This window comes from Ruegeria sp. CJ6 (assembly GCF_056536665.1).
On sequence record NZ_JBQFQB010000005.1, the window covers coordinates 267785 to 293423 of the forward strand.

The 25639-nt window shown below is 58.7% G+C and carries 29 protein-coding genes and 1 tRNA gene; 14 read left to right on the forward strand and 16 right to left on the reverse strand.

Features of this window, described 5'->3' with window-relative positions:
- The first annotated feature begins 103 nt into the window (after window positions 1–103).
- The 5 genes from clpX to ACR0BT_RS16110 all read left to right on the forward strand — a co-directional run bounded on the left by clpX (window position 104) and on the right by ACR0BT_RS16110 (window position 3076).
- Complete coding sequence (gene clpX / locus ACR0BT_RS16090; RefSeq protein ID WP_170397188.1) at window positions 104–1369, forward strand: ATP-dependent Clp protease ATP-binding subunit ClpX; 1266 nt, start codon at window positions 104–106, stop codon at window positions 1367–1369.
- Between the two features lie 62 nt (window positions 1370–1431).
- Window positions 1432–1794: a RidA family protein gene (locus tag ACR0BT_RS16095; RefSeq protein ID WP_170663838.1), complete on the forward strand. Its 363-nt coding sequence runs from the start codon at window positions 1432–1434 to the stop codon at window positions 1792–1794.
- A 79-nt stretch (window positions 1795–1873) separates the two neighbouring features.
- Window positions 1874–2257, forward strand: a complete 384-nt coding sequence (locus ACR0BT_RS16100; protein ID WP_010443266.1) for an NADH:ubiquinone oxidoreductase subunit NDUFA12 — start codon at window positions 1874–1876, stop codon at window positions 2255–2257.
- Window positions 2258–2267: 10 nt separating this feature from the next.
- A complete protein-coding gene (gene mlaD / locus ACR0BT_RS16105; RefSeq protein ID WP_170466091.1) occupies window positions 2268–2720 on the forward strand; it encodes an outer membrane lipid asymmetry maintenance protein MlaD in 453 nt (150 codons plus the stop codon).
- Entirely contained in the window at window positions 2717–3076 is a 360-nt protein-coding gene (locus tag ACR0BT_RS16110) for a DUF2155 domain-containing protein (protein ID WP_170466088.1), read from the forward strand. Before mlaD ends, ACR0BT_RS16110 begins: the two co-directional genes overlap by 4 nt.
- Here the strand turns inward: ACR0BT_RS16110 and aat are convergent.
- From aat to ACR0BT_RS16130, 4 genes are all read right to left on the reverse strand, one after another.
- Window positions 3040–3672 (reverse strand): leucyl/phenylalanyl-tRNA--protein transferase, encoded by a 633-nt coding sequence (aat, locus tag ACR0BT_RS16115; RefSeq protein WP_170663837.1) that lies wholly within the window; start codon window positions 3670–3672, stop codon window positions 3040–3042. The genes ACR0BT_RS16110 and aat overlap by 37 nt on opposite strands.
- 51 nt (window positions 3673–3723) lie before the next feature.
- Complete coding sequence (gene accC, locus ACR0BT_RS16120; RefSeq protein ID WP_170466082.1) at window positions 3724–5070, reverse strand: acetyl-CoA carboxylase biotin carboxylase subunit; 1347 nt, start codon at window positions 5068–5070, stop codon at window positions 3724–3726.
- 9 nt (window positions 5071–5079) lie between these two features.
- On the reverse strand, window positions 5080–5574 hold the full coding sequence (accB, locus tag ACR0BT_RS16125; protein ID WP_170397178.1) for an acetyl-CoA carboxylase biotin carboxyl carrier protein: 495 nt from the start codon (window positions 5572–5574) through the stop codon (window positions 5080–5082).
- A 149-nt stretch (window positions 5575–5723) separates the two neighbouring features.
- A complete protein-coding gene (locus tag ACR0BT_RS16130; protein ID WP_170799917.1) occupies window positions 5724–6260 on the reverse strand; it encodes a LuxR C-terminal-related transcriptional regulator in 537 nt (178 codons plus the stop codon).
- 176 nt (window positions 6261–6436) lie between these two features.
- On the opposite strand from ACR0BT_RS16130, the gene ACR0BT_RS16135 reads away from it, so the two are divergent.
- The 5 genes from ACR0BT_RS16135 to ACR0BT_RS16155 all read left to right on the forward strand — a co-directional run bounded on the left by ACR0BT_RS16135 (window position 6437) and on the right by ACR0BT_RS16155 (window position 12349).
- A complete protein-coding gene (locus ACR0BT_RS16135; protein ID WP_170397174.1) occupies window positions 6437–7732 on the forward strand; it encodes a helix-turn-helix transcriptional regulator in 1296 nt (431 codons plus the stop codon).
- A gap of 78 nt (window positions 7733–7810) precedes the next feature.
- On the forward strand, window positions 7811–8191 hold the full coding sequence (locus ACR0BT_RS16140) for a response regulator transcription factor (RefSeq protein ID WP_170397172.1): 381 nt from the start codon (window positions 7811–7813) through the stop codon (window positions 8189–8191).
- Window positions 8188–8508, forward strand: coding sequence for a hypothetical protein (locus ACR0BT_RS16145; protein WP_170397170.1), 321 nt, complete (start codon window positions 8188–8190; stop codon window positions 8506–8508). Before ACR0BT_RS16140 ends, ACR0BT_RS16145 begins: the two co-directional genes overlap by 4 nt.
- Window positions 8496–11177, forward strand: coding sequence for an ATP-binding protein (locus ACR0BT_RS16150; protein ID WP_170397168.1), 2682 nt, complete (start codon window positions 8496–8498; stop codon window positions 11175–11177). Before ACR0BT_RS16145 ends, ACR0BT_RS16150 begins: the two co-directional genes overlap by 13 nt.
- Window positions 11178–11254: 77 nt before the next feature.
- Window positions 11255–12349 (forward strand): FliM/FliN family flagellar motor C-terminal domain-containing protein, encoded by a 1095-nt coding sequence (locus ACR0BT_RS16155; protein WP_480763587.1) that lies wholly within the window; start codon window positions 11255–11257, stop codon window positions 12347–12349.
- Window positions 12350–12354: 5 nt separating this feature from the next.
- On the opposite strand, the gene ACR0BT_RS16160 is transcribed toward ACR0BT_RS16155, so the two are convergent.
- The 4 genes from ACR0BT_RS16160 to ACR0BT_RS16175 are packed head-to-tail and all read right to left on the reverse strand — an operon-like array spanning window position 12355 to window position 14535.
- A complete protein-coding gene (locus ACR0BT_RS16160) occupies window positions 12355–12783 on the reverse strand; it encodes a protein tyrosine phosphatase family protein (protein WP_170397163.1) in 429 nt (142 codons plus the stop codon).
- A gap of 9 nt (window positions 12784–12792) precedes the next feature.
- The gene (locus tag ACR0BT_RS16165) at window positions 12793–13224 is read right to left on the reverse strand and encodes a DUF6691 family protein (protein ID WP_170397161.1); all 432 of its coding nucleotides are present in this window, start codon (window positions 13222–13224) and stop codon (window positions 12793–12795) included.
- On the reverse strand, window positions 13224–13652 hold the full coding sequence (locus tag ACR0BT_RS16170; protein ID WP_170397160.1) for a YeeE/YedE family protein: 429 nt from the start codon (window positions 13650–13652) through the stop codon (window positions 13224–13226). The genes ACR0BT_RS16165 and ACR0BT_RS16170 overlap by 1 nt, the downstream gene beginning before the upstream one ends.
- A 19-nt stretch (window positions 13653–13671) precedes the next feature.
- Complete coding sequence (locus ACR0BT_RS16175; protein ID WP_480763588.1) at window positions 13672–14535, reverse strand: MBL fold metallo-hydrolase; 864 nt, start codon at window positions 14533–14535, stop codon at window positions 13672–13674.
- A gap of 242 nt (window positions 14536–14777) precedes the next feature.
- Here ACR0BT_RS16175 and ACR0BT_RS16180 point away from each other — a divergent pair, with 242 nt between their 5' ends.
- Window positions 14778–14993: a hypothetical protein gene (locus tag ACR0BT_RS16180; RefSeq protein WP_170397156.1), complete on the forward strand. Its 216-nt coding sequence runs from the start codon at window positions 14778–14780 to the stop codon at window positions 14991–14993.
- A 9-nt stretch (window positions 14994–15002) separates the two neighbouring features.
- Here the strand turns inward: ACR0BT_RS16180 and ACR0BT_RS16185 are convergent, their stop codons facing one another.
- Window positions 15003–15221, reverse strand: coding sequence for a hypothetical protein (locus tag ACR0BT_RS16185; protein ID WP_170397154.1), 219 nt, complete (start codon window positions 15219–15221; stop codon window positions 15003–15005).
- 147 nt (window positions 15222–15368) lie between these two features.
- Between ACR0BT_RS16185 and ACR0BT_RS16190 the strand changes: the two genes are divergently transcribed.
- A complete protein-coding gene (locus tag ACR0BT_RS16190; protein WP_170397751.1) occupies window positions 15369–15635 on the forward strand; it encodes a DUF2312 domain-containing protein in 267 nt (88 codons plus the stop codon).
- Between the two features lie 10 nt (window positions 15636–15645).
- On the opposite strand, the gene ACR0BT_RS16195 is transcribed toward ACR0BT_RS16190, so the two are convergent.
- Window positions 15646–16521 (reverse strand): hypothetical protein, encoded by an 876-nt coding sequence (locus ACR0BT_RS16195; RefSeq protein ID WP_170733218.1) that lies wholly within the window; start codon window positions 16519–16521, stop codon window positions 15646–15648.
- A 179-nt stretch (window positions 16522–16700) separates the two neighbouring features.
- On the opposite strand from ACR0BT_RS16195, the gene ACR0BT_RS16200 reads away from it, so the two are divergent.
- Both ACR0BT_RS16200 and ACR0BT_RS16205 read left to right on the forward strand, forming a co-directional pair.
- Window positions 16701–16776: transfer RNA gene (locus tag ACR0BT_RS16200), tRNA-Thr, on the forward strand.
- Between the two features lie 364 nt (window positions 16777–17140).
- Window positions 17141–17383, forward strand: a complete 243-nt coding sequence (locus tag ACR0BT_RS16205; protein WP_170397150.1) for a glycine zipper 2TM domain-containing protein — start codon at window positions 17141–17143, stop codon at window positions 17381–17383.
- A 272-nt stretch (window positions 17384–17655) separates the two neighbouring features.
- Here ACR0BT_RS16205 and ACR0BT_RS16210 read toward each other — a convergent pair whose 3' ends face one another.
- The 6 genes from ACR0BT_RS16210 to pepN all read right to left on the reverse strand — a co-directional run bounded on the left by ACR0BT_RS16210 (window position 17656) and on the right by pepN (window position 25545).
- Window positions 17656–18102, reverse strand: coding sequence for a DUF4177 domain-containing protein (locus ACR0BT_RS16210; protein WP_170397148.1), 447 nt, complete (start codon window positions 18100–18102; stop codon window positions 17656–17658).
- 98 nt (window positions 18103–18200) lie between these two features.
- A complete protein-coding gene (gene pepT, locus ACR0BT_RS16215) occupies window positions 18201–19439 on the reverse strand; it encodes a peptidase T (protein WP_170466024.1) in 1239 nt (412 codons plus the stop codon).
- Between the two features lie 153 nt (window positions 19440–19592).
- Window positions 19593–21104, reverse strand: coding sequence for an Asp-tRNA(Asn)/Glu-tRNA(Gln) amidotransferase subunit GatB (gatB, locus tag ACR0BT_RS16220; RefSeq protein ID WP_170564871.1), 1512 nt, complete (start codon window positions 21102–21104; stop codon window positions 19593–19595).
- Window positions 21105–21181: 77 nt separating this feature from the next.
- Window positions 21182–22441 carry a hypothetical protein gene (locus tag ACR0BT_RS16225; protein WP_170404131.1) on the reverse strand — a complete coding sequence of 420 codons (1260 nt, stop codon included), beginning with the start codon at window positions 22439–22441 and terminating at the stop codon, window positions 21182–21184.
- A 126-nt stretch (window positions 22442–22567) separates the two neighbouring features.
- A complete protein-coding gene (locus ACR0BT_RS16230) occupies window positions 22568–22996 on the reverse strand; it encodes a hypothetical protein (protein WP_170397141.1) in 429 nt (142 codons plus the stop codon).
- Window positions 22993–25545: an aminopeptidase N gene (gene pepN, locus ACR0BT_RS16235; protein ID WP_480763589.1), complete on the reverse strand. Its 2553-nt coding sequence runs from the start codon at window positions 25543–25545 to the stop codon at window positions 22993–22995. Before pepN ends, ACR0BT_RS16230 begins: the two co-directional genes overlap by 4 nt.
- Window positions 25546–25639: the final 94 nt, after the last annotated feature.

Here is a 25639-nt window from a genome sequence, read left to right on the forward strand (position 1 = left end):
ATTTTGAGATTGTAGCTGCCAGAACGCTGGCCTAAGCTGCAGGCATATACGGCAAGCGCGGCCCTTGAGAGGGGCCGCTGAGACGGAGCCCGAGGGGTAAAGCATGGCGACGAATTCAGGCGGTGACGGCAAGAACACGCTCTATTGCAGCTTTTGCGGCAAAAGCCAGCATGAGGTGCGTAAGCTGATCGCAGGCCCGACCGTGTTCATCTGCGATGAGTGTGTCGAGCTGTGCATGGATATCATTCGCGAGGAAACCAAGGCCAGCGGTCTGAAATCCTCGGACGGTGTGCCAACACCCAAGGATATCTGCGAAGTGCTGGATGACTATGTGATCGGTCAGGCCACCGCCAAGCGGGTGCTGTCGGTTGCGGTACACAACCACTACAAGCGTCTCAATCATGCCCAGAAAGCGGGCAGCGATATAGAACTGGCAAAATCCAACATCTTGCTGATTGGCCCCACCGGCTGCGGCAAAACCCTGCTGGCGCAAACGCTGGCGCGGATTCTTGACGTGCCGTTTACGATGGCGGACGCAACCACGCTTACCGAAGCCGGTTATGTGGGTGAAGATGTTGAAAACATCATCCTCAAACTGCTGCAGGCCAGCGAGTACAATGTCGAACGCGCACAGCGCGGCATCGTCTATATTGACGAGGTCGATAAGATCACCCGCAAGTCTGAAAACCCTTCGATCACCCGCGACGTATCGGGCGAGGGCGTTCAGCAGGCCCTGCTGAAACTGATGGAAGGCACCGTGGCCAGCGTTCCTCCGCAGGGTGGGCGCAAACATCCGCAGCAGGAATTCCTGCAGGTGGATACCACCAACATCCTGTTCATCTGTGGTGGCGCATTCGCCGGACTAGACAAGATCATTGCACAGCGTGGCAAAGGCTCGGCCATGGGCTTTGGTGCCGACGTGCGTGACAATGACGAGCGCGGCGTGGGCGAGATCTTCAAGGATCTGGAACCCGAAGACCTGCTGAAATTTGGCCTGATCCCCGAATTCGTCGGCCGACTGCCGGTTCTGGCGACGCTGGAAGATCTGGACGAAGACGCTTTGGTCACCATCCTGACCAGCCCGAAGAACGCTCTGGTCAAGCAATACCAGCGGTTGTTTGAGTTGGAAGATGCGGAACTGGCCTTTACCGATGATGCGTTGAAGGCGATCGCCAAGAAAGCGATCGAGCGTAAAACCGGTGCACGTGGTCTGCGTTCTATCCTGGAAGACATCCTGCTGGATACAATGTTCGAACTGCCGGGCATGAAGAACGTGACCGAAGTTGTGGTCAACGAAGAGGCTGTGACGTCGGATTCTCAGCCTTTGATCATCTACGCAGACGCGGCGGAATCGGCTTCGGCGGGTTGAACCGCATAGATTGATGCACACACGGCGCGGCAATGCCCGCGCCGTTTTCGTTTGAGGACACGATGACAGTAAGACGTATCTCTTCGGGTGGTGAGTTTGAAGCCAAGGTTGGCTATTGCCGCGCGGTTGTCGCGGGTGGCTGGGTTCATATCGCGGGAACTGTTGGGCAAGGTGAAACGGTCGTGGAGCAATGCCGCTCGGCGCTGTCTATCATCGAAAACGCGCTGGCCGAGGCGGGTGCTTCATTCTCTGATGTCGTGCGCATCACTTATATGCTGCCGGATCGAACCGAATTTGAACCTTGCTGGCCCATTCTGGCCGAAACCTTTGGCGCGAACCCTCCTGCGGCGACGATGATCGAATGCGGATTGATCGATCCGAAATACCGGATTGAAATTGAAGTCACCGCTATCCTGCCGGAATGACGCAGGTAGCGCTGGCAGTACTGGACCTTAGCGTGCCTTTGGTCCATATCTTCGGGGACAGAAATGCCGGAGGCAGCCGATGGGAATCCTGAACAGTCTTTTGCGGGCCGTGACCTGGTGGAACGGGGCCACCCTGAACACGCAATTCTACACTGCGCGCAAGGGGATCAAGGTCGGTGAGGACGACGAGGGCAACGTGTTCTATCGCAATGCCGACGACAGCAAGCGCTGGGTGATTTTCAATGGCGAAGCCGAGGCCAGCCGGATCGATCCCGATTGGCATGGCTGGCTGCACCGCACATGGGATGAACCGCCAACCGATAAACCTCTGGCGCACAAGTCCTGGGAAAAACCGCATCAGGAGAATCTGACCGGCACCGCGCTGGCCTATGCACCTGCAGGTTCTCTGCGTCGTGCCGATCCGGTTGAACGTAGCGATTACGAGGCGTGGAGCCCGGAATAAGCGAGGCCAGATGTCTAATCATACGAAGACCGAAGTTATCGTCGGCGGTGCCGTGCTGGCCTGCGCCATTGCGTTCGGTGTCTACGCCAGCCAATCCACAGGCCTGTCTCAATCCGGCGCAGGATACGAGCTGGGCGCGTCTTTCCGCTCGCTCGAAGGTGTGGGCGTTGGCACGGATGTACGCCTTGCCGGGGTCAAGATCGGGACGGTGACCGGCGTTACGCTAAACTCTGATACGTACCGCGCGGACACCCGATTTTCCGTGGCAGATGGTATTCTTATTCCAGACGATAGCGCCGCTGTGATTTCTTCCGAAGGCTTGCTGGGTGGCAACTTTGTTGAGGTTATGCCGGGCGGTTCCCCGTTCTATTTTGAGGCGGGTGATGAGATTACCGATACGCAAGGCGCGGTCAGCCTGATCTCGTTGCTGGTCAAATTCGTGGCCGGGGACGGAAGCGAATGATCCGCGCTGCACTGGTGGCTCTGATGGTCACCGCAACCGGAGCTGCTGCGCAGCAAAAGGTCGAATCCGGCCCCGGCGCAATGTTGCGCGGGTTGGACAAGGTCAGCGGGCAGACGGTGGACATCGAAATGCAGAACGGCGAGACCACGTCGGTCTTTGGTCTGGATGTCGCGCTGGGTGATTGTCGCTATCCAGCCGAAAACCCGACAGGTGACGCCTTTGCCTATCTGACCATCTGGGAACAGGGTAAGGCGCAGCAGCTGTTTGATGGCTGGATGATTGCGACCTCACCCGCGCTGAACGCGTTGGATCACGCCCGCTACGATGTCTGGGTGATACGTTGTATCACACCCTGAGGGGTCTGCTGCAGATCAGCGGTGAAATCTGCTTTCAGGTCAAGCGCTTGTTTCAATTCGCTATGATAAACCGCACGCGGGATCTCGATCGCGCCTAACGAGGCCAGATGCGCCGTCAGAAACTGCGTATCGAACAGCGTGAACCCGGTTTGGCGCAGTCGATCCACCAGATAGGCAAGTGCAATCTTCGATGCGTCCGTGCGACGCGAGAACATGCTTTCGCCAAAAAAGGCCGCGCCGAGGACTACGCCGTAAACGCCGCCAATCAGTGAAGCGCCGTCCCAGACTTCGAGTGAATGCGCGCGGCCGGTCCGGTGTAGTTCCTGATACAGACGGCGCAGTTCGGGATTGATCCAGGTATCCGATCGGTCGGCGCAGCCATCCACGACGCCCGCAAAATCGCGATTGATGCTTACCGAAAACCCACAGGTCCGGATACGCCGCGCTAGGCTGCGGGAGATGTGGAACCCATCCAGGGGGAACACGCCGCGAAACTTCGGGTCGACCCAGAACAACTCGGGGTCGTCGCGATGCTCGGCCATCGGAAAAATGCCGATGGAATAGCCATGGAGCAGAAGTTCAGGGGAAAGGCTCATGCCGGGTGCCTCGGGGCCGAAGGGGGGTTATCCTTCGGCCCTTTGGTCAGATTAGGCCATGTTCTCCGCAAGCCAGTGCTCCAGCCAGTGGATGTTGTACTCGCCGCTGTGCAGGTCAGGTTCCTGCAGCAGGGCGTGGAACAGCGGCACGGTGGTGTCGATACCGTCGACGATCAACTCGCCCAAAGCACGTTCCAGACGGGCCAAAGCTTCAGCCCGGTCACGGCCCTGAACAATCAGTTTGGCGATCAACGAGTCGTAATACGGCGGGATCGAATAGCCGTCATAGAGCGCGGAATCCATCCGCACGCCCAGACCACCTGGCGCGTGATAGGCCGTAATCTTGCCCGGGCAGGGCGAGAAGTTCGGCAGTTTTTCCGCGTTGATGCGAACCTCGATGGCGTGGCCATTGATCTCAAGATCGTCCTGACCGAACGACATGTCCTCACCAGCGGCGACGCGGATTTGTTCGCGCACCAGATCGACGCCGAAGATACCTTCGGTCACGGGGTGTTCCACTTGTAGACGCGTGTTCATCTCGATGAAATAGAACTCGCCGTTTTCATAAAGGAACTCGATGGTGCCTGCGCCGATATAGTTGATCTTGGCGACCGCATCGGCACAGATCTTACCGATCTTGGCGCGTTCTTCCGGCGTGATACTGGGGCCGGGGGCCTCTTCGAACACCTTCTGGTGGCGGCGCTGCAGCGAACAGTCGCGTTCGCCCAAATGCACTGCCTTTCCCTTGCCATCGCCGAAGACCTGAATCTCGATATGGCGCGGGGTGGTCAGATATTTCTCGATATAGACCTCGTCATTGCCAAAGGCGGCCTTGCCCTCGGCGCGTGCGGTCATGAAGGCGCTTTCCATCTCATCGGCGTTTTGTGCCACCTTCATGCCGCGACCGCCGCCACCGGCGGTTGCCTTGATGATGACGGGATAGCCGAACTCTTCACCAATGCGCTTGGCGTCGGCCAGCGTGGGAACGCCGCCGTCAGAACCCGGAACACAAGGGACACCCAGTTCCTTCATCGTGTCCTTGGCGGTGATCTTGTCACCCATGACACGAATATGGTCGGCGGTGGGTCCGATGAAGGTAATGCCGTGATCTTCGACGATCTGCACGAACTCGGCATTCTCGGACAGGAAGCCATAGCCGGGATGGATCGCCTGCGCGCCAGTGATTTCACAGGCCGAGATGATCGCGGGCACCGACAGATAGCTTTGCGGGCTGGGCGGGGGGCCGATGCAGACCGATTCGTCCGCCATGCGCACATGCATCGCATCGCTGTCGGCGGTGGAGTGCACGGCAACCGTCTTGATCCCCATCTCGCGCGCAGCACGGATCACACGCAGGGCGATCTCGCCTCGGTTGGCAATCAGGATTTTGTCGAACATGGGCCCGCCTTACTCAACGATGACTAGAGGCGTGCCGAATTCCACAGCATCACCATCGCCGACCAGAATGCGTTTGATGGTGCCCGACTTGGGTGCGTGGATGTGGTTCATTGTCTTCATGGCTTCGACAATCAATAGCGTGTCACCTTCCGAGACCGATGCACCGACCGAGATAAACGCAGGCGCGCCCGGTTCCGGTTGCATGTAAACCGTGCCTACCATGGGCGAGGTCACAGCGCCTGGATGGCTGGCGGGATCATCCACGGCAGCGGGCGCTTCGGCAGCGGCCGGCGCGGCAGCAGGTGCGGCAACCGGTGCAGCCGCAGGAACCGCAACCTGAACCGGCGCGGCCACGGTCTGCGACATGCGGCTGACACGGACATTCAGGCTGTCTTCCTCGCCATACTCGCGCTTGACTTGCAATTCGGTCAGGTCATTCTCGCGCAGCAGTTCGGCCAGTGCCTTGATAAACGCGACATCCGCTTCGTGTTTGGTATCTGTCATGAGTGTCCTCGAAGGTTCCCCTATGCCCGTCTGTTTGCTGCGGGCTTGGTTTGATTACGCAGGGTTATAAGCCATGCAGACGGCCATGAAAAGCGCCGTCTAAGCCTGCCAAATGGGGGTTTTTGCGCGAATTACGAGGGCTGTCGCGATTACAGCGGCGTTCCAGACAATTTTGCGACCAGTTCTGGTAGCTTGCGGGCTCCGTATTTTTCCAAAAGTCGGGCGCGATAGGCCTCGATCGTGCGGTAACTTAGCCCAAGTTCAACGCCAATTTCCTTCGCGGATAAACCCCGGCATGACAGGATGGCCACTTCGCGTTCGCGGGTTGTCAATTGCACCAAGGGGCGCTCTTCCGAGATGTCCGAAAAGCTCCATATCCCGTGCCGGAACGGATCGTCTGGCGTCAGCGAACGCCCCCGCGCGCGGCACCAGAACAGGTCACCGTCGCGTCGCCGCATCACCCGTTCGTCTGTGTAATAGCCTGTATCGCGCATCACCTGCAGACTACGCGCGCCGATCCGTTCCCAATCGGCGACCGAAGGATAAAGATGCAGCAGGGGCATGTTGCGATAGTCAATCTCATCCCCGCCAAAGGTCCGCGCAAATTGCAGATTGCACCGTCGGATGATGCGGTTCTCAAGCTCAACAAGGCCGATGGGGGCGTATTCAAAGGCGGGATCGCTCATGTTCTTATGGTGACGGGTATTGCGTCGAAAGAGAAGGGTGGGCGGCAGGAAAGGGCGGGTTTCTTTCTCTGGCCGTTGTCAAAGTTGTAAATCTTCTTTGAAAATTAGTCGGCAACAGATAATAAATACTTAGTTAATCTGCAAATCCAGCCGCAACAGCCAAGGATCTAAACGCCATGCGCGACACGCTGACCGGCAGCCGGATACGCGAAAGACGGCAAATCTCTGGGCTGCGACAGGCGGAGCTGGCGCGGCAGGTGGGGATTTCGGCATCGTATCTGAACCTGATCGAGCACAACCGCCGCCGCATTGGGGGCAAACTGCTTGTCGATATCGCGGCGGCTTTGTCCGTCGAGCCGTCGCTGCTGACACAAGGGATCGAAGAGACGCTCATCGCCGCTCTGCGCGAAGCCGCGGCGGATGCAGTCGGTCAAAAGGCCGAGGTGGACGGGCTGGAAGAATTCGCCGGCCGCTTTCCCGGTTGGTCGGGTGTTCTGGCGCAGATGCATCGCCGCGTAGTGTCGCTGGAGCGCACTGTCGAAGTTCTTTCCGACCGACTGACCCATGACCCGCATCTGGCGGCCTCAATGCACGAGGTGCTGTCGACCGCCGCCGCCATCCGCTCAACAGCTGCAATCTTGGCTGAACCGGGAGAGATCGAACCGGAATGGCGCGACCGTTTCCATCGCAACCTGCATCAGGATGCCGAGCGACTGGCCGAAAGTTCCAAAGCGCTGGTGACCTATCTGGATGACAGCGACGGGCAGCGCGATCTGCGCGGTATCCCACTGGACGCGGTCGAGGCGTTTTTTGCCGAGCAAGGATATCATTTCCCGGAACTCGAAGCCGGCGGGCAATTGACCGAAGTGCCGCTGGATGGGCTCGATTCCGCTGCAGCCAACACTGTGGCCTCGGGGTTGCTGGACCTTTATGCCGCCGACGCGCGCGCTATGCCGCTGGATCAGGTGTGTGCCGCGCTGGATGCAGCAAACCCCGATCCTCTGGCGTTGGCGACGGTGTTTTCAGTGGACCTTGCTACGGTGCTGCGACGGTTGGCCTTTCTGCCTGAAGGCACGCTGGCGCGTCCGGCTGGCTTGGTGATTTGCGACGCCTCCGGCAGCGTTCTGTTTTTTAAACCCGCGCCGGGGTTTGCCCTGCCGCGCCATGGCGAGGCCTGTCCGCTCTGGCCCTTGTTCACCGCCTTGAATCGGCCCTTGGTCCCGATCCGGAAACGGGTCGTTCAGCTTGGTCGAACCGCTGCCGAGTTTGAGTGTTTTGCAATCGCAACCCCTCAGCCAGCTAAGGAATTCGGGGCCGAGCCGGTCTATCGTTCGGTCATGCTGGTGCTGCCGGTCGAAGACACGGTGCAGCCTGCGGAAAACGCGGCGCAAGCCGGAGCCAGTTGTCGGATATGCCCGAAACGCGAATGCAGCGCGCGGCGCGAGCCATCGATCCTGAGCGAAGGGTTTTGACAGTTTCGTGACACAGCGCTTAATCTGGGCTGGACGGGTGGCCGGACGTGCAATCCGTCATGGGGAGGATATGCAAATATGAGCCGCAAGGTTCTGTTGATCGAGGATGAGCCCAACATCACCGAGGCGATCCGGTTTCTGCTGACACGCGAGGGGTGGCAGGTTGAAACCCATGCCGAGGGAACGGATGCGGTGCAGGTGATTCTGTCCGCGCGGCCCAATCTGGTGATTCTGGATGTGATGTTGCCGGGAAAAAGCGGGATGGATGTGCTGCGTGATCTGCGCGAACATGATGATATGAAGGCGTTGCCGGTTTTGATGCTGACCGCGCGCGGGCAATCCCGGGATCGTGAAATGGCCGAACAGGCAGGGGTCAGCCGATTCATGACCAAGCCGTTTTCGAACACCGAAGTCCTGACAGCGGTGCGCGACCTGCATGCGCAGGCGTCTCAGTTATGAGCTCCGCGGGCGACGGCAAAGATCGGCCCTCGCCAGTTCGTCCGTCCCTGTTTCTGGAACGGCAAAGCTATCGTCGGCGCAGGCTGGCGGATGCAGCGCGGCTGCTGCCTTTTCTGGGTGCCGCAATGCTCGCGCTGCCGCTTCTATGGCCGGATGACAGCGCAGGCGCCGAGGCTCTGTCGCTGTCGACGGCCATGTTCTACATCTTTGCGTGCTGGGGTGTTCTGATCCTGATCAGCGTGATCTTCGGCTTCGTCGCCAAACGCATGACCGCGCGCGAGACTGCCGAGCCCGAGGCCGAGACATGGCAACCCTGAATGTCCTGATTCTGGTCTGTCTGGGCTATGTGGTTCTTCTGTTCGGTGTCGCCTTCGCAGCGGACCGGCTGGCTGCGCGTGGCGGCGGGAAATGGTTGCGTTCCCCGCTGATCTACACCCTGTCACTGTCGATCTACTGCACTGCATGGACGTTTTATGGCGCGGTTGGCAACGCCGCGCGTTCTGGGCTTGAATTCGTAACCATCTATCTGGGTCCTACACTGGTGATGATCAGCTGGTGGTGGGGCCTGCGCAAACTCGTGCGCATCGGACGCAGCCAGCGCGTGACGTCGATCGCTGACCTGATCTCGTCACGATACGGCAAGTCCAACACACTGGCGGTGTGCGTGACCATTCTAGCCGTTCTGGGCGGCACACCTTATATCGCGCTGCAATTGCAGTCGATCACGCTGTCCTTTTCGATCTTTGCCGAGGCCGATCCCTCAGGTCTCTATCGCGAAGGCTCCAGTGTGTTCTGGGTCGCGGCGGGCTTGGCCGTCTTTGCGATCCTCTTCGGGACGCGCAATCTGGATGCCAATGAGCGCCACCACGGCGTTGTTACCGCTATTGCGTTGGAATCTGTGGTGAAACTCTTCGCCCTTCTGGCCGTTGGCATCTTTGTTGTCTGGGGCGTCGCTGGCGGCTTGGGGCCGATGATGGATCAGATCGATGCCTCGGAAATTGGCCAATGGCATGTGGATGCCGGGCGCTGGACCACTTTCATTTTCCTTTCGGCGGCGGCCTTTGTCTGCTTGCCGCGGATGTTTCAGGTCATGGTGGTCGAGAATGACGATGAGAGCCACCTGCGCACCGCCGCCTGGGCCTTTCCGCTCTACCTGCTGCTGATGAGCTTGTTTGTCGTGCCCATCGCCGTCGTTGGGTTGGACCTGATGCCCGAAGGCTCGAACCCCGACCTGTTTGTGCTGACCGTGCCGCTGTCGCAGGGCAATGACTGGTTGGCGATGCTGTCGTTCATCGGCGGGTTTTCCTCGGCCACATCAATGGTGATCGTTACCGCGATGGCGCTGTCAACCATGGTCTCGAACCATGTGGTCATGCCGATCTGGCTGAATACGCAGGAAGGCACCGCGTCGGTCTCTGGTGATGTGCGAACAGTCGTGCTGATGGCGCGGCGCGTCTCGATCGCGGCGATCATGGCGTTGGGCTATTTCTACTTCCAGCTTTCGGGGGGCGGGGCTGCCCTGACCTCGATCGGACTGGTGGCCTTTGCCGGGATTTCCCAGATTCTGCCCGCACTGGTGGGCGGCCTGTTCTGGCGCGGAGCGACCCGAACTGGCGCGTTGGTCGGGCTCAGCGTCGGGTTCTTTCTCTGGATTTACACCCTGCTGCTGCCTGGCATGGGTGGCGGCATTGTCCCGGCATCGGTGATTGAAAACGGACCCTTCGGCTGGGGCTGGCTGCGCCCGCAGGCGTTGTTCGGGATCGAAGGGATCGACCCGATGGTGCATACGGTCATGTGGTCGCTGTCGCTGAATACAATCGCCTTCTGTGTCGCCTCGATGCTCAGCTTCCCCAGCCCGCTGGAACGCCTTCAGGGTGCGCAATTCGTAAATGTATTTGACCATTCAGTTTCAGCCCGTGGCTGGACCGGTTCGGTTGCGCAAAGCGAAGACCTGATGATCATGACCCAGCGGATTCTGGGCACTATTCCCGCGCAAGAGTTCTTTCAAGCCGAAGCCGAGCGCCAGAATGGTCGCCCCGGACGACTGCCCGAGCCCACGCCGCAGTTTCTGGAACGGCTGGAACGTGAACTCAGCGGCTCGGTCGGGGCCGCAACCGCCCATGCCATGATCGGTCAGATCGTTGGCGGGGCGTCTGTGTCTGTCGAAGACCTGTTGGCCGTTGCCGACGAGTCCGCGCAGATGTTGGAATATTCCAGCCAGCTTGAGGCGAAATCGACTGAGCTCAGCCGTACAGCGCGTCAATTGCGCGAGGCGAATGCCAAGCTTACGCAAGTCTCGAAACAGAAAGACGCGTTTCTTAGCCAGGTCAGCCACGAATTGCGCACGCCCATGACCTCGATTCGGGCGTTTTCCGAAATTATGCGCGACACCGATGGCCTCAGCGCCGAGGAACAAATCCGCTATGCTGCGATCATACATGATGAATCGCTGCGTCTGACCCGGCTACTGGATGATCTGCTCGACCTTAGCGTGCTGGAAAGCGGCCAGGTTAGCCTGAACATGGGCGAAGCCACCCTAAGCGAAGTTCTGGACCGCGCCGTTTCAAGCGCGCTGGCGGGCAGTGATCGAAAGATTGGCGTACGGCGGGTGCGCGCAAGTGAACGTATCCCGCTGCACACGGATCTCGACCGGCTGGGGCAGGTGTTCATCAACCTGATTTCCAACGCCCAGAAATATTGCGACGCCATTGAACCGGTGCTGACCATCTCGGCCCATGATGTCGGCGGGCAAGTGGTAATCGATTTCATCGACAACGGTGGTGGTATCCCGGCCGAGGCGCAATCGATGGTATTCGAGAAATTTGCCCGCGTCGGCTCGGACAAGGCAGGCGGGGCAGGGTTGGGGCTGGCGATCTGCCGAGAGATTATGCAGCGCTTGGGCGGCGAAGTTGCCTATCTGCCGGGGCAGGGTGGGGCGGCCTTCCGCGTCAGCCTTCCGCTGGCTTTTCGTCAGGCCGCGCAATGAGGGCGTCATAAAGACATTCGTAACCTCCGCCGGGTTAGACAAATTGTCATCGCATCGACAAACGGCGGAACGGGGCCATGACCACATCAGCACTGGCACGAAAGCTTTCAGCGGGGCAATGCGGTGCCGACACGCCCCGCTCGGTCCTGCGCGCCTTGCGGCTGGGGTTGGCACGCGCCTCCGGCGAAAGCATGGGGCTGGCGCTGTCGGTCATCGGGGCAAAGCAGGCCGTACGTGCGCAGGAAGATGTCGCCGACCGGCTGAATGAGGGGTGGTTGATGCTGCTGTTTACCTCGGATCAGGGCGGCCTGGCTGCGGCCTGTCTGGACCCGGGTTGCGTCTCTGCCATCGTCCAGCAGCAAACGATTGCCATGGTCACCTCTGACCCACCACCCGAGCGTGCGTTTACCGACACCGACGCTGCCATGGTCGCCCCTCTGATCGAGGATATGCTGAGCAGGGCGCTGAAACTGGTTGAGTCCCCGGCAGACATGGCCAGCCTGTCCGGGTATGAGTTCACCTCACGCGCCGAAGGTCGGCGCGCACTGAACCTGGCGCTGGTGGATGAGGTCTATCGCATGTTTGATCTGACGGTCGAACTTGCCGGTGGTCCGCGTCAGGGCGAGGTCTGTATCCTGCTGCCCGAGCGCCCGCTCTCGGATCAGGAACAGGTTGCGGATATCACCCAATCGGGGGTGAATCTGGATCAGGCATCCGGGGTAATTCGGGCTGAGCTGAACACCGTGATCTGCCGCCTGTCTTTGCCGTTGACAGCGCTTTCGGAATTGTCCGTCGGGGATGTCCTGTCGCTGCAAGGCGCGCGGGTGGATGGGGTTGAAGTTCTGTCAATCGATCGTGCCCGAACCGCCATCGGACGTCTGGGACAGTGCGGCGGAATGCGTGCGGTACGGATCAACGAACAAGGCCCTCCTACTGCGTTGCCCGCCAAGGACTGCGCCGGATTTCTGGCCAGCAAATCAAGCTTGACGCCCTCGGCCCCGGATGACGAGATGTCGTCCCCGCTTGATGACGATATTGTAGCGCATGATCTGACGACCGAGGATTCCCTCCTGGAACCCGACGACTTGTTGCCTGCCAGTTCCGAGCAGCGTGTCACGGAAATCTCGCACCTCGCCGGTCTGCCAGCGCCCGAAGGCAATGGCCGCGACTAGGAGGCTTATCCACGCCCTCGCAGCTGTTCCAATGCCGGGCGTAACCCGTCGAGCGCATAGCCCGCTTTTCCGGTCGCATCGAGGATTTCATCCGTGCTTAGCCGATCGCACTGTCCCAGCGCCCAGACCACCGAACATCGTGTGCCAGAGGCGCAATAGGCCAGAACCGGCCCGCTGCAGCTTTCGGCCAGATCGCGTTGCAGCGCCACGTTTTCCGGTGTCATCGTCTGGTGTGTCAACTCCAGAACCTCATATTCCATCCCGGCCTCGCGAACGGCTTGACCGATGGCGTCTGATTGCTGATCCGGCGGAACTTCGGTATTGGGACGGTTGCAGATCACCTTGACGAAACCGGCCTCGGCAATGGCTGGCACGTCCTCCACCGAGATCTGAGGTGAGACGGCGTAGCGGGGGGTTATCGGTCGAATCTCCATGGCAATTGCTTAGGCTGCGTCGGCGATCCTGTCCAGTTGCGCACCCAGCTTTGGTGCCGCAAACATGCCCGCGATCATCGCAATCAGGAACACAATCCCGCCAACGCCCCCATATCCAAGCGAGGCCATCGCCGGGCCCGGGCACAAACCGGCCAATCCCCAACCGACGCCGAACAGGACCGACCCGACGATCAGACGGCGATCCAGTTCAACACGGGGCGGGGCGGGGAACTGTCCGCCCACAACAGGGACCCTGTTCCGTGTCAATCGCCACGCCACCAGCATTGGCAGGATCGCCCCGCCCATGACAAAGGCGAGCGTCGGGTCCCAATTGCCGAACACATCCAGCCACCCCTGCACCTTGGTGGTGTCGGTCATGCCTGAGATCAAAAGCCCGATGCCGAACAGCGATCCGGCGAGAAAAGCAAACACTGAGCGCATTAGATCACCCCCAAAGCATGGCGAAACAGCGCAACCGTCAGACCACCTGCAAGAATGTAGAACACCGTTGCGACGATCCCGCGCAACGAGAAGCGAGAAATCCCACAAACGCCGTGACCCGACGTGCAGCCATTGGCGATCCGTGTTCCAGCCCCCACCAGCAGCCCAGCAAGGATCACGATCGCCAGATCCGGGGTCAAATGGGTCTCGGCCTGCGGCGCAATCAATGGGCGCAGCAATAAGGGCATCCCGATCAAACCCGCGACGAAAGCCAGGCGTTCAGTCATTACGCTCCGGTCGCTGCGTTCCAGCAGCCCGCCCAATATGCCGCTCGCCCCCATGATCCGCCCATTACACAGCAGATAAACGCTGGCACCTAGCCCGATCAGCAGACCACCAGCCAGACCCGAAATCCATTCGATATTCATTGTCTCGTCTGCCCTCGTATCAAAGCTTATTGACTGGGATTTTCATGAAAACGTCGCCCTGCTCATCCGCTGGTGGCATCTGACCGGCCCGCATATTGACCTGCAGCGAGGGCAAAATCAGGCGCGGCATCGCCAGGGTCGCATCCCGCGCATCACGCATCTCGACAAATTCTTCGACGCTGCGGCCCTGACCGATATGAACGTTCAGCGCCTTCTGTTCGCCAACCGTGGTCTCCCACGCGTATTCATCGCGACCAGGCGCTTTGTAATCATGGCCTACAAAAATCCGCGTCTCGTCGGGCAGAGACAGGATTTTCTGGATCGAGGCATACAGGTCCGCCGATGACCCGCCGGGAAAATCGCATCGGGCAGTTCCGAAATCCGGCATGAACAGCGTATCGCCCACAAAGGCCGCATCGCCGATCACGTAGGTCATGCAGGCTGGCGTATGGCCTGGCGTGTGCAAAACGTCCCCGCGCATCTGGCCGATGTGAAAGCTGGACCCTTCGGCAAACAGTTCATCGAACTGGCTGCCATCACGCTGAAACTCGGTGCCTTCGTTGAAGACCTTGCCGAACGTGTCCTGAACGACCACGATATTCTCGCCAATCCCGATCTGACCACCCAGCTTTTCCTGTAGGTAAGGCGCTGCTGACAGGTGATCGGCATGGACATGGCTTTCCAGAATCCATTCCACCTTCAGTCCCTGTGCCGTCACATAGTCGACAATCTGGTCGGCCGAGCTGGTGTCGGTCCGCCCCGAGGCGTGATCGAAATCCAGTACACTGTCGATGATGGCGCAGGCCTGCCCCTGAGGTTCCTGCACAACGTATGAGACGGTGAAGGTCTGCGGGTCGAAAAAAGCTTTCACACTGGGCGTCATGGGTTCCTCCGTTCAGCTTGTATACATATAACAATAGTGGAATATGTTTAAAGCCCCTAATCACGAGTTGATGTCTGTCAAAGCAATCTCCGCAATTTGAGCGTATGCTTTAGGCGACCACGGACATATTGACGGTTTTTTGCCTGAATAGGCAAGAATTCGCGATGTTTTGTTCCGGTCTCGTGCTCGTCTTAAACTCGTTACCTATATCAGGCACATTGGCACCATATGGGAGGAAGGAAATGACTGCTCAGGATCTTTTTACCGAAGCGGAACGGCTTGAACAAAAGCTGAATGGTGCGTGTCTTGAGACCCGGCTAGAGCTTCAGCCACATGTCAGCATGGTTCTGGATAAAATGCGCGCGCAGGGGGTTCATATCCCATCGCGCTTGCGTCGGCTGGATGCTGCGCTATGCGAAGACGTGCTTGAGGCGCGGTTCGACAATATGCCGATCTGATCGATCTGGTTATCCCAGCGAAATGCCCAGGATAACCATCATCAGCCCAAGTACCGACAGGAAAAGCGACGCCAGATTCCAAGGCAGAACACCCTGAACTGCAGCGCGCAACTCGTCATCCGTCAGGTTGGCTTTGCGCGCTTTCATCACTTGCAGGATGCACCAGACCAGACCGACCAGCCCGGCCACAGACAGGGCGGCCCCGCCCCAGACGATAATGTCGAACATGGTTGTTTACGCTCACCCTTTGAATCCGTGACCGCGCTTATCGGATCGGCGCAGGTCAGACAAGCCCGCCGTGCAGAATGCACGCTTGCGGTCGGGTCAGTGCCGATGTATCCGGCACCTTATTTTCAGCCCTTGGGAGAGACGCAGATGGAAGACATCACCGAAGATCAGGCCGCAGCCAACTACCGAGTGACCGCAGGCGAGCTGCGCCAGTTCGTCGAACGGTTCGAGCGTCTTGAGGCCGAAAAGAAAGACATCGCCGACCAGCAGAAAGAGGTCATGGCCGAGGCCAAGGCCCGCGGCTACGACACCAAGGTCATGCGCAAGGTCGTCGCTCTTCGCAAGCGCGACAAGGACGACATCGCCGAGGAAGAGGCGGTACTGGAAATGTACAAGGAAGCGCTGGGCATGTAGCACCAGCCGCTTACGGGTTCAGAAAACGGATATCTGGCATGGTCTGCAGCCGTGCCAGATCCTGCTCATAAAGCTCGGTAAAGGCGGTAACGATATCTTCGTTCCAGCCAGGCAGCTCCACCTCTTCTTCGATTTCATCCGTCAGCGCATGCTGCTGAAACACCTGCGCCAGCCTGCCCCTGAGTACGGGATCATTGGGGGCCGCTTGATGCTCTAACAAGCTCTGAATCTCCTGTTTGCCCATGTCTGAGACAAGTGAGGACAGCAGCGCGTATTCCTGTTCCAGCGGCGTGTCCTCGGGTAGCCCCACTAGCGCGCGCGCGATGTCGCCGCAGATCAGCGGCGAATCCTCGTTGCTCCACAAGGTGATTTTGACATCTGGCGCTAGGTCGCGAATGTCTTCGATCATGGCGAGCCAACTCAGGCAACTCAGATCGGTGGTGGCAATGATATGCTCGCGCTCAGGCGCCGACAGCAGCATCAGCACCTTGGGAATAAAGCTGCCGGGATTACGTAGCCCCACGAATAGCTCAACCGTCGAATCGCTGAACAGATTATCCAGATAGGCCAACCTTTGACCGGCATTCGCGTAAAATTGCCCATCCATGATGATGGAAGGCCGTTCCCCCAGGTAAAGCGCGCTCGACAAGATCGCCCGGTCAACCTGCTGCCCGTTGGGGAACAGTTTATGAAATCGCGCCAGTGTATCCTGATGTGATGGCCGGTCGGCAGAGGGTTTCAGCGCAGGTCGAAAGATCTTTCTGAACGGACGAAGCCCCCAAAAGGCAGTATGATTTCCCGCAACCAGATCCGCATTCACCTGCAGTAGATTGAGCAGGTGATCATGGTCGGTAAAGTGCGCTCCGGCTTGGATGACCATCTGCATATCGGAATTGTCCTTACCTCGGTCGGGATCGCCGCTTGGGTTACAACCTGTCCCCGGTGCAGTCAAATTCGGATGAGGCCTGTTATTACTGTTATCCTAAGGCAAACCAGCACAAAGTTAAGATGACCCGAAATTTCGGGCTTGCAGTCCCTGTTCCGAGATATTAATCGACACCCAGTGCCCCTATAGCTCAGCTGGTAGAGCAACTGATTTGTAATCAGTAGGTCCGCGGTTCGAGTCCGTGTGGGGGCACCATCTCTTCAGATATCTATGTATATTTGCTCGATCTGGCTCGCGACCTATGTGGTCTTGGGGGCAAATATAGGGGAACAAAAGACTCAGAAGTCGTGCTTTATTGCGCCTCAAAACTTACTGTGATGCTCCGCGCTCATCGCCCGTTTTCTACAATTAGTACGCGGCCGTCCAATGTCGGGGTTTACCAGGAACCCGGCACCCGCAACCATCGGAAACCAGCAAATATCGTATTAAGCGCTCGACCCTTAGTCTTCTTTATTAAGTTTTGATTAATCTCGAATCAAACAGACGTTGATCTCTTGTACGCTAGACGCGCCAGAGCCACTTACTCAGATAACTATTTGGTATTTGAGAGGCAATCGAGATGAACAAAGCACTGACAACCTGTGCGCTTGCGACCTCACTGCTCTTGGCTGCTTGCGGGGCTCCGACGACGCCAACTCAGGCGCAGGTACAGCAAGACGCCCGCTGCGCTGCGGGAATCCTTGGTGGCGCTGCCCTTGGGGGAGTGGTTGGAAATCGGTTCGGTGGCGGTACAGGCAAGACACTCGCGACTGCAGCAGGTGCAGGCGCTGGGATGTATGCAGGGCAATCAGCTTGCAATTGACAACCTTGCAATAAACCCTCTTACCCCAAGCTCGTTTTTGGCTCCGCAAATATTGTTTTCGCAGGTCATTTAGTTGCCCTGTCTGGCGGTTGCGCGCCTAGCTTCCTGGATGTGCCAAATTCAAGGTCAACTGGCTCAGCAGCAATCCCATTACTGCGTCGTTTCTCGCCGATGGGGTTCGCGGGTCGGAACTGAGAAAGCATAACCGTTATGGGGCAGGGTATAAGGGCCTTGCCCCTTCACGCGGTATCCTTCGATTGATTGTTATCCAATCACGGCTCGGCTGGGCGTGCTTGCTCGGGGCGCACTTCATCATCCGCCACTTCGTCCGAAGGTTTCAAAGACAAGGGCGGGTCTTCGGGCTCTTCCGAGATTGGGGCAGGGGCGGCAGGAGTTTTGGCCAAAACCTCTTCGGGTCCCGGGACTGCGCGCGCGGTTGGGGCGGTGTCCTCTTCGACGAGTTCGGGCTGTTCAGGTTTTTCCAACGCCAGAGCCCGGCGGAAAACCAACACGTTGCGCCAGTTGGTGGTTGACCCGGTCAGCCCCGAACGTTCTTCGCTGGGCAGCAATTCGGCGCGCTGATACTCCCAGCCATCCTGTCCCATCTGGTTCAGCAGTTGCTCGATCGAGGTGGCAAACCGGCCCTCGGGCGTTTTCACGCCCTTCGCCTTGGTGCCCTTTTGCGGAGCGGGGACAACTTTGTATTCGTAGCGCTGCATCAACTGGTCCTGATTGCCGTGTCGGGGCAAATTAACATTTTGACAGGCGGGCGAAAGCCAAGATCGCGCATTGGCGAATTTCGGCCCGCACTGTGGCCTTAGCTCCGCGCTGCTTTGCCTACGAGTGACAAGCAGGTTTCTGTCGCGACCGCCATGTCCTGCACCGAAATCCACTCTAGCGGTCCGTGAATACACTGCATACCCGTGAAGATATTAGGTGTCGGTGTGCCAAATTCGGTCAGGCGCGAGCCGTCGGTGCCACCCCGGATCGGCACCGAGACCGGCTCGATCCCTTGTTCACGGCAGGCCTCGCGGGCCAGATCAACCGGCGTCATGTCATTTTCCAGCCAATAGCGCATGTTGCGATACTGATGGGAGATGTCGCAGGTGATGGTCGCACGCGGCTCGGTGGCTTGTACGGCGGCGCAGACTTGTCGGACGATCTCGCGCTGGGCTTCCAGCGCATCCATCTCAAAATCGCGCAGGATCAGTTTTATCTCCATCTCGGACGAGCCGCCGTTCATATCGGTGACATGGATGAACCCCTGGCGCCCATCCGTCACCTCGGGCGTCATCGTTGCCTGAGGTAGGGTCTGCACGATCTTTGCAGCCAGATGCGCCGCGTTTACCATTTTGTCCTTGGCCAGTCCGGGGTGGATCGAAACACCGGTGATCTTGATCACCGCGCGGTCTGCTGAGAAGCTTTCGTATTCGATTTCACCCAGTTCCTGTCCGTCCAGCGTATAGGCGAAATCCGCGCCCAGATCTTTGGGCAGCTGTTCGGTAACACCGCGCCCGATCTCTTCATCCGGGGTAAAGGCGATGCGAATCGGACCATGGTGCATGTCCTTGTTCTCAAGCAGGTGTCGCGCCATCGTCATCAGGATCGAAACGCCCGCCTTGTCATCAGCCCCCAGAAGCGTGGTGCCTGAGGCGGTGATCAGGTCATGCCCGATCTTCTCGGCCAGATAGGGGTGTTCTTCGGGCGAAAGCACCAGATCGGGGTCATCGGGGAATGTAATCTCGCCCCCATTATACCCCTTGATCACCCGAGGCTTGACCCCGGTTGCGTTGAACTGAGGCGCGGTGTCGACATGCGCCAGAAACCCGATGGTCGGTCCTTCGGCCGTACCGGGGATGGTTGCCACCACGACGCTGTCACCAGTCATCTCAACATCCTGCGCACCGATTTCGGTAAGCTCTTGCTTCAGCAGGTTTAGCATGTCGAACTGGATTTCGGTGCTGGGGGTCGATGGCGAGGTCTCATCGCTCTGGCTGTCGATGGCGGCATAGCGCACCAGCCGGGTTTCCAGTTCCTGATCGAAACGATTTTTCATAGATGCTCACCTCTCTGACTTGGCGAGATGAGAATGCGCATTCGGGCAGGGAGTCAAGCCGATGGCTTGTCCGATTTGAGCGCTCTGAAATTAAGTTTTCGTTATGTACAAGTCGAACAAACCCCTGTCCGGGGTTTGTACAACTCGGAAGATTTACGAACCCAGCTTCTTGCTGACCAATTCGTTAACGGCCTTCGGGTTGGCCTTGCCACCGGTGGCCTTCATCACCTGACCGACGAACCATCCGGCCAGTTTCGGGTTCACCTTGGCCTTCTCAACCTGTGCCGGATTGGCCGAGATGATCTCGTCCAAAGCGGCCTCGATCGCGCCGGTATCTGTCACCTGTTTCATGCCGCGGTCTTCAACGATCTGCGCCGGGTCACCTCCTTCGGTATAGACGATTTCGAACAAATCCTTGGCAATTTTGCCCGAGATGGCATCCGACGAGATCAGATCAATGATACCCGCCAACTGAGCCGGAGACACCGGAGACTCGGTGATGTCGTGGTCTTCTTTTTTCAGGCGACCAAACAGTTCGTTGATGACCCAGTTCGCGGCCAGCTTGCCGCTGCGCCCCTTGGCGACCTCTTCGAAATACGCAGCCGACTCCACCTCGGCGGTCAAGACCGAAGCGTCGTAGTCGGTCAGTCCGAACTCGCTGATAAAGCGTGCTTTTTTGTCGTCTGGCAGCTCGGGCAGCTTGGCAGCGATGTCGTCGACCCACGCTTGTTCGATCTCCAGCGGCAGCAGATCGGGGTCAGGGAAGTAGCGATAGTCATGTGCTTCTTCCTTGGACCGCATCGAACGTGTCTCACCCTTGTCCGGGTCGTACAGACGGGTTTCCTGATCAACCGTGCCGCCGCCTTCAACGATTGCGATCTGGCGACGTGCTTCGACCTCGATCGCTTGCTGGATAAAGCGCATTGAGTTCATGTTCTTGATCTCGCAGCGCGTGCCCAGATGCGAAAAGTCCTGTGTTTCCTGATACTTCTCGTAAGCACCCGGCAAACAGATCGAAACGTTTACGTCCGCCCGCAGGTTGCCGTTTTGCATGTTGCCGTCGCAGGTGCCTAAGTAACGCATGATCTGACGCAGCTTGGCGATATATGCCGCGGCCTCTTCCGGCCCGCGAATATCGGGGCGCGAAACGATCTCCATCAGGCACACACCGGTCCGGTTCAGGTCGACAAAGGACATATGCGGGTCCATGTCGTGGATCGATTTGCCCGCGTCTTGCTCCATGTGGATGCGTTCGATGCGGACCATGCGCGCGGTACCGTCGCCCATCTCGACCAGAACTTCTCCTTCACCTACAATAGGCTGATAAAGCTGGGAAATCTGGTATCCTTGCGGCAGGTCGGGATAGAAGTAGTTCTTGCGGTCAAAGGCCGATTTCAAGTTGATATCCGCTTTCAGACCCAGCCCGGTGCGCACGGCCTGTTCAACGCAATACTCGTTGATCACCGGCAGCATCCCCGGCATTGCGGCGTCCACAAACGCCACGTTCGAATTCGGCTCGGCCCCGAATTGGGTCGACGCGCCCGAGAATAGTTTGGCGTTGGACGAGACCTGAGCGTGCACCTCCATCCCGATCACCAGTTCCCAATCGTGCTTGGCCCCGGCAATGGTTTTGGGTTTGGGCATTTCGTATGTCAGGTCGAGCATGGCGCGCCTCATTTCCGCAGAAGTCTAAGCCTGCGTATTAGGCCCGGCGCGCCAAAGGGGCAAGGGGCAATGGCGCTTTAGTTCCCCGAGAACTGCAGCCCCGACGGTGTAAAGGTCACACTCTGCCCACTGCGCAACTCATCCCGCAACAGATTGGCGATTGCCTTCAGCGCATCGCGGCGACCACGGGCGGCAAAACGCTCGGCCGAGTTGACGCGAAGGCTGTTATTGAACCCGTTCGCCGCGTGGGCCCAGATCAGCGGGTGCAGTTCAGTCATGTGATCGCGGATCAGCCAGTTTGCGGCCTCGCAAATCTGTTTGCGGGCGATATCGGCGCGCGGGTTCTGGCCCATTCTGTTCTGCAATGTGACCGAGCAATAGGCCGCCAGCAGGTTGATTGTCTGCTGATCCGGACGACGTGCAACGATATCGCGCAAACCTTCAAGGAAGTATTCGACATCTACCCGCGCGCAGGCCTCGTCATCCAGCGCGATGGCGTCGAATTGCACCCAGGTATACCCACCCGCACCCCAGTTTTTCTGGGTCCGTGCGGCGTTTCGCAAGGCTTGCACCTCAAGCTGTTCATAGCTGCCGAACCAGCGTGGCAGAAGGTGGCTGCCCATCGCGCGCATGTGGCGATGGTTCTGGGGATCCAGCGTGATCAGGGCCTCGTATTTATCAGCAACGCGGGTGCGCGGATCAATGTGTCCTGCCAGCAAGGCGCAATCCGCTGCAGCAATCGCCGGACTGTCGGGCAGCGCAGCGCGGCATTTCGGAAGCAGCGCAGCAGCCCGGTCGAAATGCGCGGCACAACGGGATTGGTGCAGCGCCGGCAGCGTGTCCGGGTGCGCCGTCCCGCGCCAGGCCCACGCCAAATCGATATGGGCCAAGGCAACCACAAGCGTGATCATCGGATCATCGGGATGGTTCTGAATCTCGCCTTCCAATTCCGAGATCCCGCCCAGCAGATCATAGTCTGACAGTGCTTTGCCGTCCGACAGCGCGTGCTCGGCCGCCAAAACCACATCGGACCGGGCCCCAAATGCCAACAGCTCGGAGATCGGCTGCCCGCAAGGGGTAGCCTTGCGCCCCTCATCTGCAGCGCGCATCTCCAGCGACAGTTCTGCCCACATATCCTGCCGCGCCAGATGGCGGCCACGTTCGATCACCTGATGCCCGATTGCATCATTTTCATCTGATTCTGCGATTGGGATGTTCAACTGCCCCGAGGCGACAAGCCATGCAGTAGCATCGGCGACGGACGCAGGCAGAGGTGTAGGGGTGGGATCAGAAGAACCGACAATACGGGCGGCAAAAGCCTTCAAAGACCAAAACATGGCAAAACTCGAACTGGAACAAACTTGTAACCCGTCCAGTTTGCCAAAAAATCTGCTCAAATCAAGACTGCGTCGCGGAGAACCCGCGATTCAGGTGCCAATGTGGCCCAGACTCCATGAATCGTTTCAGAAAACTCTAAAATGATGTCGTTCGACCGCGAATCCCGCCTGATTCAGGACCATTTCGAATTGCTTGTGTGGTGGCAGTGATTCATCGGGTAAACGCACGCGTTTGTCGGATTTCAGAACCGCTGAGACGCGCACCGAGAAATCCCACCGCGTGTCAAACCGGAATCGATCCACCTCGGACAGCTTGAGTTGTCCCTGACGTTGGCCGGTGTGCCAACGCAGGGTTTCATCGGTCAGCTCCATACCTGCGCTGGTGTCCTTGATGACATCCCACAGCGCGGGCAGGGTAGTCAGGGCCAGAAGCGCCATCAGCCACCAGACCGCGTTCAGCAGGATCATCAAAGCGATCAACATCGCGTAAACGCCGATCAGGATCAGAACCGTTCGCTGATTTCGGTTCTGTCGAGTGAACGTAAACGCGGTCATGCGCCCAAGATGCGCGTGACCATTTCGGTCGTGTCCCGGGACAGGTTCGGCGTGTCGGCAATGCGATTCAGTTGTGCAAGTATTAAGGCCTGACGGTCGGCGTCATAGCGTTTCCAAGTTTGGAACACGCTGCACATCCTGGCGGTGGTCTGCGGGTTTACGGGATCAAGTCGGATCAACCAGTCTGCCAGCAGCGCGTAACCTGCTCCGTTCGCTTGGTGGAAGCCGGCGTGGTTGCCTGCCAGGGATCCCATTAAGGCGCGGAAACGATTTGGGTTCTTCCAATTAAAATCAGCATGCTCGGTCAACCTGCGCGCTGTCTCAACCGATTTTTCCGGTCCGGTCATCAAGACCTGCATGGCGAACCACTTGTCCATGACCAGCCGGTCATACTGCCATTGATCATAGAAGGCGGCCAGCTCACATTCGCCTTTGCCCGCGCGTAGCAGACAAGACAACGCGGCCAACTGCAGGGTCATGTTGTCAGCACGTGCATATTGCTCTGCGGCCTTGGCACCTCCATCCAGTCTCGAGGTCAGCGCAAGCGCCGCGCTGCCCAAGGCGCGTTTGCCTGATTGTTCAGCGTCCGGCTGATAAGGCGCGTCCACCAGCGTTTCACTGTTCAGACGAGGGAGCAGGTCTTGAACGTGTTGCGCCGTGGCTTGACGCAAAGTCTCAACCGCTCGCCAGATCGCCATCGGGTCGGGGGTGATGCCCTTGTCAAATAGTGTTGCGGCCAGTTCCGATTGCGTCGGCAGACCCAGCATCAGTGCCCGGTAGGCCGGGTCCAGCGCCTCATTCCGTAGCACTGCCAGCAAGCCGTCAAGGTAGTCGGTATCAGGCGTTGCCTCATCGGTGATCATGCGCAGCAGGGTGTCCTCGGCTAGCGACCGCCCTGCCTGCCAGCGGTTGAACGGGTCGGTGTCATGAGCCAGAAGGAAGGCGCGTTCGGCATTGCTGATCTCATGTTCAAGGATCACAGGGGCCGAGAAATCGCGCAGGATCGAGGGCACAGGTTTGGCCGCGAGACCGGTAAAGGTAAAACTCTGCTCGGCTTCGGTCAGTTCCAGCACTTCGGTCGCACGTATCTCGTCCCCGTTCGGGCCAAGCAGACCCACAGCGATAGGGATGACCTGAGGTTGCTTGTCTTCTTGCCCCGGCGTCGGCTCGCTCCGTTGGCGCAGCGTCAGGGTATAGGTGCCATCGGTCCAGTCTTCGGCAACTGAGACACGGGGGGTACCGGATTGGCTGTACCAACGTTTGAACTGGGTCAGGTCGCGGCTCGTAGTGTCTTCGAATACTTTCAGCCAATCTTCGATCGTGCAGGCCTGCCCGTCGTGGCGATCGAAGTACAGGTCCAGTGCTTTGCTGTAGGCCTCATCCCCGACCAGCCGTTTCAGCATCCCGATCACCTCGGCGCCTTTTTCATAGACGGTTGAGGTGTAGAAGTTGTTGATTTCCTGAAAGCTTTCGGGTCGGACCGGGTGCGAGAGCGGCCCGTTATCTTCGGGGAATTGCCGCGCGCGCAGGTCGATGGCATCATGGATACGTTTCACAGGGGCCGAGCGCATATCCGAAGTGAACTGCGCGTCGCGGAACACAGTCAGGCCCTCTTTCAGGCACAGCTGGAACCAGTCACGGCAAGTGATGCGGTTGCCGGTCCAGTTGTGGAAGTACTCATGTGCGATGATCGCCTCGATCCGTTCGAAATTCATGTCGGTCGAGGTTTCAGGGCTGGCAAGAACGGCGGAGGAGTTGAAGATGTTCAGCCCCTTGTTCTCCATTGCGCCCATGTTGAAATCGTCCACGGCCACGATGTTGAACACGTCCAGATCGTATTCGCGGCCATAGACATCCTCATCCCATTTCATTGACTTCTTAAGGGCTTCCATGCCAAAGGCGCATTTGCCTTCATCGCCGGGGCGGACCCAGAGATTTAGTTCGACGTCGCGACCGGATTTGGTGGTGAACTGGCCGGGATGGGCGATCAGCTCTCCGGCGACCAGCGCGAACAGATAGGCGGGTTTTGGCCATGGATCGACCCATTCAGCCCAGCCCTCGCCTTTGCCCGAAGGGTTGCCGTTCGATAGTAGCACGGGAAGGTCGCCATTGATGCGCACCGTAAAGGTAGACATCACATCCGGGCGGTCGGGGTAATAGGTGATCTTGCGAAACCCTTCGGCCTCGCATTGGGTGCAATACATGCCGTTCGACATATACAGCCCCTCAAGCGCGGTGTTGTTGCCGGGATCAATCTCGACCACGGCCTCCCACACGAAAGGCGCGTCGGGCACCGTTGCGGTGAGGCCTTCGGCGGTCACTTCAGGCGTGATCACTTCACCATCAATTGCGGCACGGATCAGCTTTAGCTCTTCGCCATGCAGAAAAAACGTGCGGTCGGTCGCCTCGGGGTTCGGGCGGAAGGCGATGCGGGAAGTGACGCGAGTGGCGTGTGCGGCCAGATCGAAGGTCAGATGCACGCTGTCCACTAGAAACCCGAACGGAGTGTAGTCTTTCAGATAAATCGTTGTGGGGGCGGCGTCGCGCATCGGGGGCCTCATCGACTGGGAATCTGGCGCGACGTTATGGGCTTCGCGCGGACGCTGCAACCGATGTGCCATTGCCGCTGTTCATTTGAGACGG

What these genes read in the sequence shown, in the direction of transcription:
- ACR0BT_RS16225 (WP_170404131.1), bottom strand. Translation starts at nt 22,441, where the DNA reads ATGTTTTGGTCTTTGAAGGCTTTTGCCGCCCGTATTGTCGGTTCTTCT.
- pepT (WP_170466024.1), bottom strand. Translation starts at nt 19,439, where the DNA reads ATGAAAAATCGTTTCGATCAGGAACTGGAAACCCGGCTGGTGCGCTAT.
- ACR0BT_RS16230 (WP_170397141.1), bottom strand. Translation starts at nt 22,996, where the DNA reads ATGACCGCGTTTACGTTCACTCGACAGAACCGAAATCAGCGAACGGTT.
- ACR0BT_RS16150 (WP_170397168.1), top strand. Translation starts at nt 8,496, where the DNA reads ATGGCAACCCTGAATGTCCTGATTCTGGTCTGTCTGGGCTATGTGGTT.
- ACR0BT_RS16165 (WP_170397161.1), bottom strand. Translation starts at nt 13,224, where the DNA reads ATGCGCTCAGTGTTTGCTTTTCTCGCCGGATCGCTGTTCGGCATCGGG.
- ACR0BT_RS16195 (WP_170733218.1), bottom strand. Translation starts at nt 16,521, where the DNA reads ATGCAGATGGTCATCCAAGCCGGAGCGCACTTTACCGACCATGATCAC.
- gatB (WP_170564871.1), bottom strand. Translation starts at nt 21,104, where the DNA reads ATGCTCGACCTGACATACGAAATGCCCAAACCCAAAACCATTGCCGGG.
- accB (WP_170397178.1), bottom strand. Translation starts at nt 5,574, where the DNA reads ATGACAGATACCAAACACGAAGCGGATGTCGCGTTTATCAAGGCACTG.
- ACR0BT_RS16210 (WP_170397148.1), bottom strand. Translation starts at nt 18,102, where the DNA reads ATGCAGCGCTACGAATACAAAGTTGTCCCCGCTCCGCAAAAGGGCACC.
- ACR0BT_RS16135 (WP_170397174.1), top strand. Translation starts at nt 6,437, where the DNA reads ATGCGCGACACGCTGACCGGCAGCCGGATACGCGAAAGACGGCAAATC.
- ACR0BT_RS16130 (WP_170799917.1), bottom strand. Translation starts at nt 6,260, where the DNA reads ATGAGCGATCCCGCCTTTGAATACGCCCCCATCGGCCTTGTTGAGCTT.
- ACR0BT_RS16145 (WP_170397170.1), top strand. Translation starts at nt 8,188, where the DNA reads ATGAGCTCCGCGGGCGACGGCAAAGATCGGCCCTCGCCAGTTCGTCCG.
- ACR0BT_RS16110 (WP_170466088.1), top strand. Translation starts at nt 2,717, where the DNA reads ATGATCCGCGCTGCACTGGTGGCTCTGATGGTCACCGCAACCGGAGCT.
- ACR0BT_RS16190 (WP_170397751.1), top strand. Translation starts at nt 15,369, where the DNA reads ATGGAAGACATCACCGAAGATCAGGCCGCAGCCAACTACCGAGTGACC.
- ACR0BT_RS16205 (WP_170397150.1), top strand. Translation starts at nt 17,141, where the DNA reads ATGAACAAAGCACTGACAACCTGTGCGCTTGCGACCTCACTGCTCTTG.
- mlaD (WP_170466091.1), top strand. Translation starts at nt 2,268, where the DNA reads ATGTCTAATCATACGAAGACCGAAGTTATCGTCGGCGGTGCCGTGCTG.
- ACR0BT_RS16185 (WP_170397154.1), bottom strand. Translation starts at nt 15,221, where the DNA reads ATGTTCGACATTATCGTCTGGGGCGGGGCCGCCCTGTCTGTGGCCGGG.
- accC (WP_170466082.1), bottom strand. Translation starts at nt 5,070, where the DNA reads ATGTTCGACAAAATCCTGATTGCCAACCGAGGCGAGATCGCCCTGCGT.
- clpX (WP_170397188.1), top strand. Translation starts at nt 104, where the DNA reads ATGGCGACGAATTCAGGCGGTGACGGCAAGAACACGCTCTATTGCAGC.
- ACR0BT_RS16100 (WP_010443266.1), top strand. Translation starts at nt 1,874, where the DNA reads ATGGGAATCCTGAACAGTCTTTTGCGGGCCGTGACCTGGTGGAACGGG.
- ACR0BT_RS16180 (WP_170397156.1), top strand. Translation starts at nt 14,778, where the DNA reads ATGACTGCTCAGGATCTTTTTACCGAAGCGGAACGGCTTGAACAAAAG.
- aat (WP_170663837.1), bottom strand. Translation starts at nt 3,672, where the DNA reads ATGAGCCTTTCCCCTGAACTTCTGCTCCATGGCTATTCCATCGGCATT.
- ACR0BT_RS16155 (WP_480763587.1), top strand. Translation starts at nt 11,255, where the DNA reads ATGACCACATCAGCACTGGCACGAAAGCTTTCAGCGGGGCAATGCGGT.
- ACR0BT_RS16160 (WP_170397163.1), bottom strand. Translation starts at nt 12,783, where the DNA reads ATGGAGATTCGACCGATAACCCCCCGCTACGCCGTCTCACCTCAGATC.
- ACR0BT_RS16140 (WP_170397172.1), top strand. Translation starts at nt 7,811, where the DNA reads ATGAGCCGCAAGGTTCTGTTGATCGAGGATGAGCCCAACATCACCGAG.
- ACR0BT_RS16095 (WP_170663838.1), top strand. Translation starts at nt 1,432, where the DNA reads ATGACAGTAAGACGTATCTCTTCGGGTGGTGAGTTTGAAGCCAAGGTT.
- ACR0BT_RS16170 (WP_170397160.1), bottom strand. Translation starts at nt 13,652, where the DNA reads ATGAATATCGAATGGATTTCGGGTCTGGCTGGTGGTCTGCTGATCGGG.
- pepN (WP_480763589.1), bottom strand. Translation starts at nt 25,545, where the DNA reads ATGCGCGACGCCGCCCCCACAACGATTTATCTGAAAGACTACACTCCG.
- ACR0BT_RS16175 (WP_480763588.1), bottom strand. Translation starts at nt 14,535, where the DNA reads ATGACGCCCAGTGTGAAAGCTTTTTTCGACCCGCAGACCTTCACCGTC.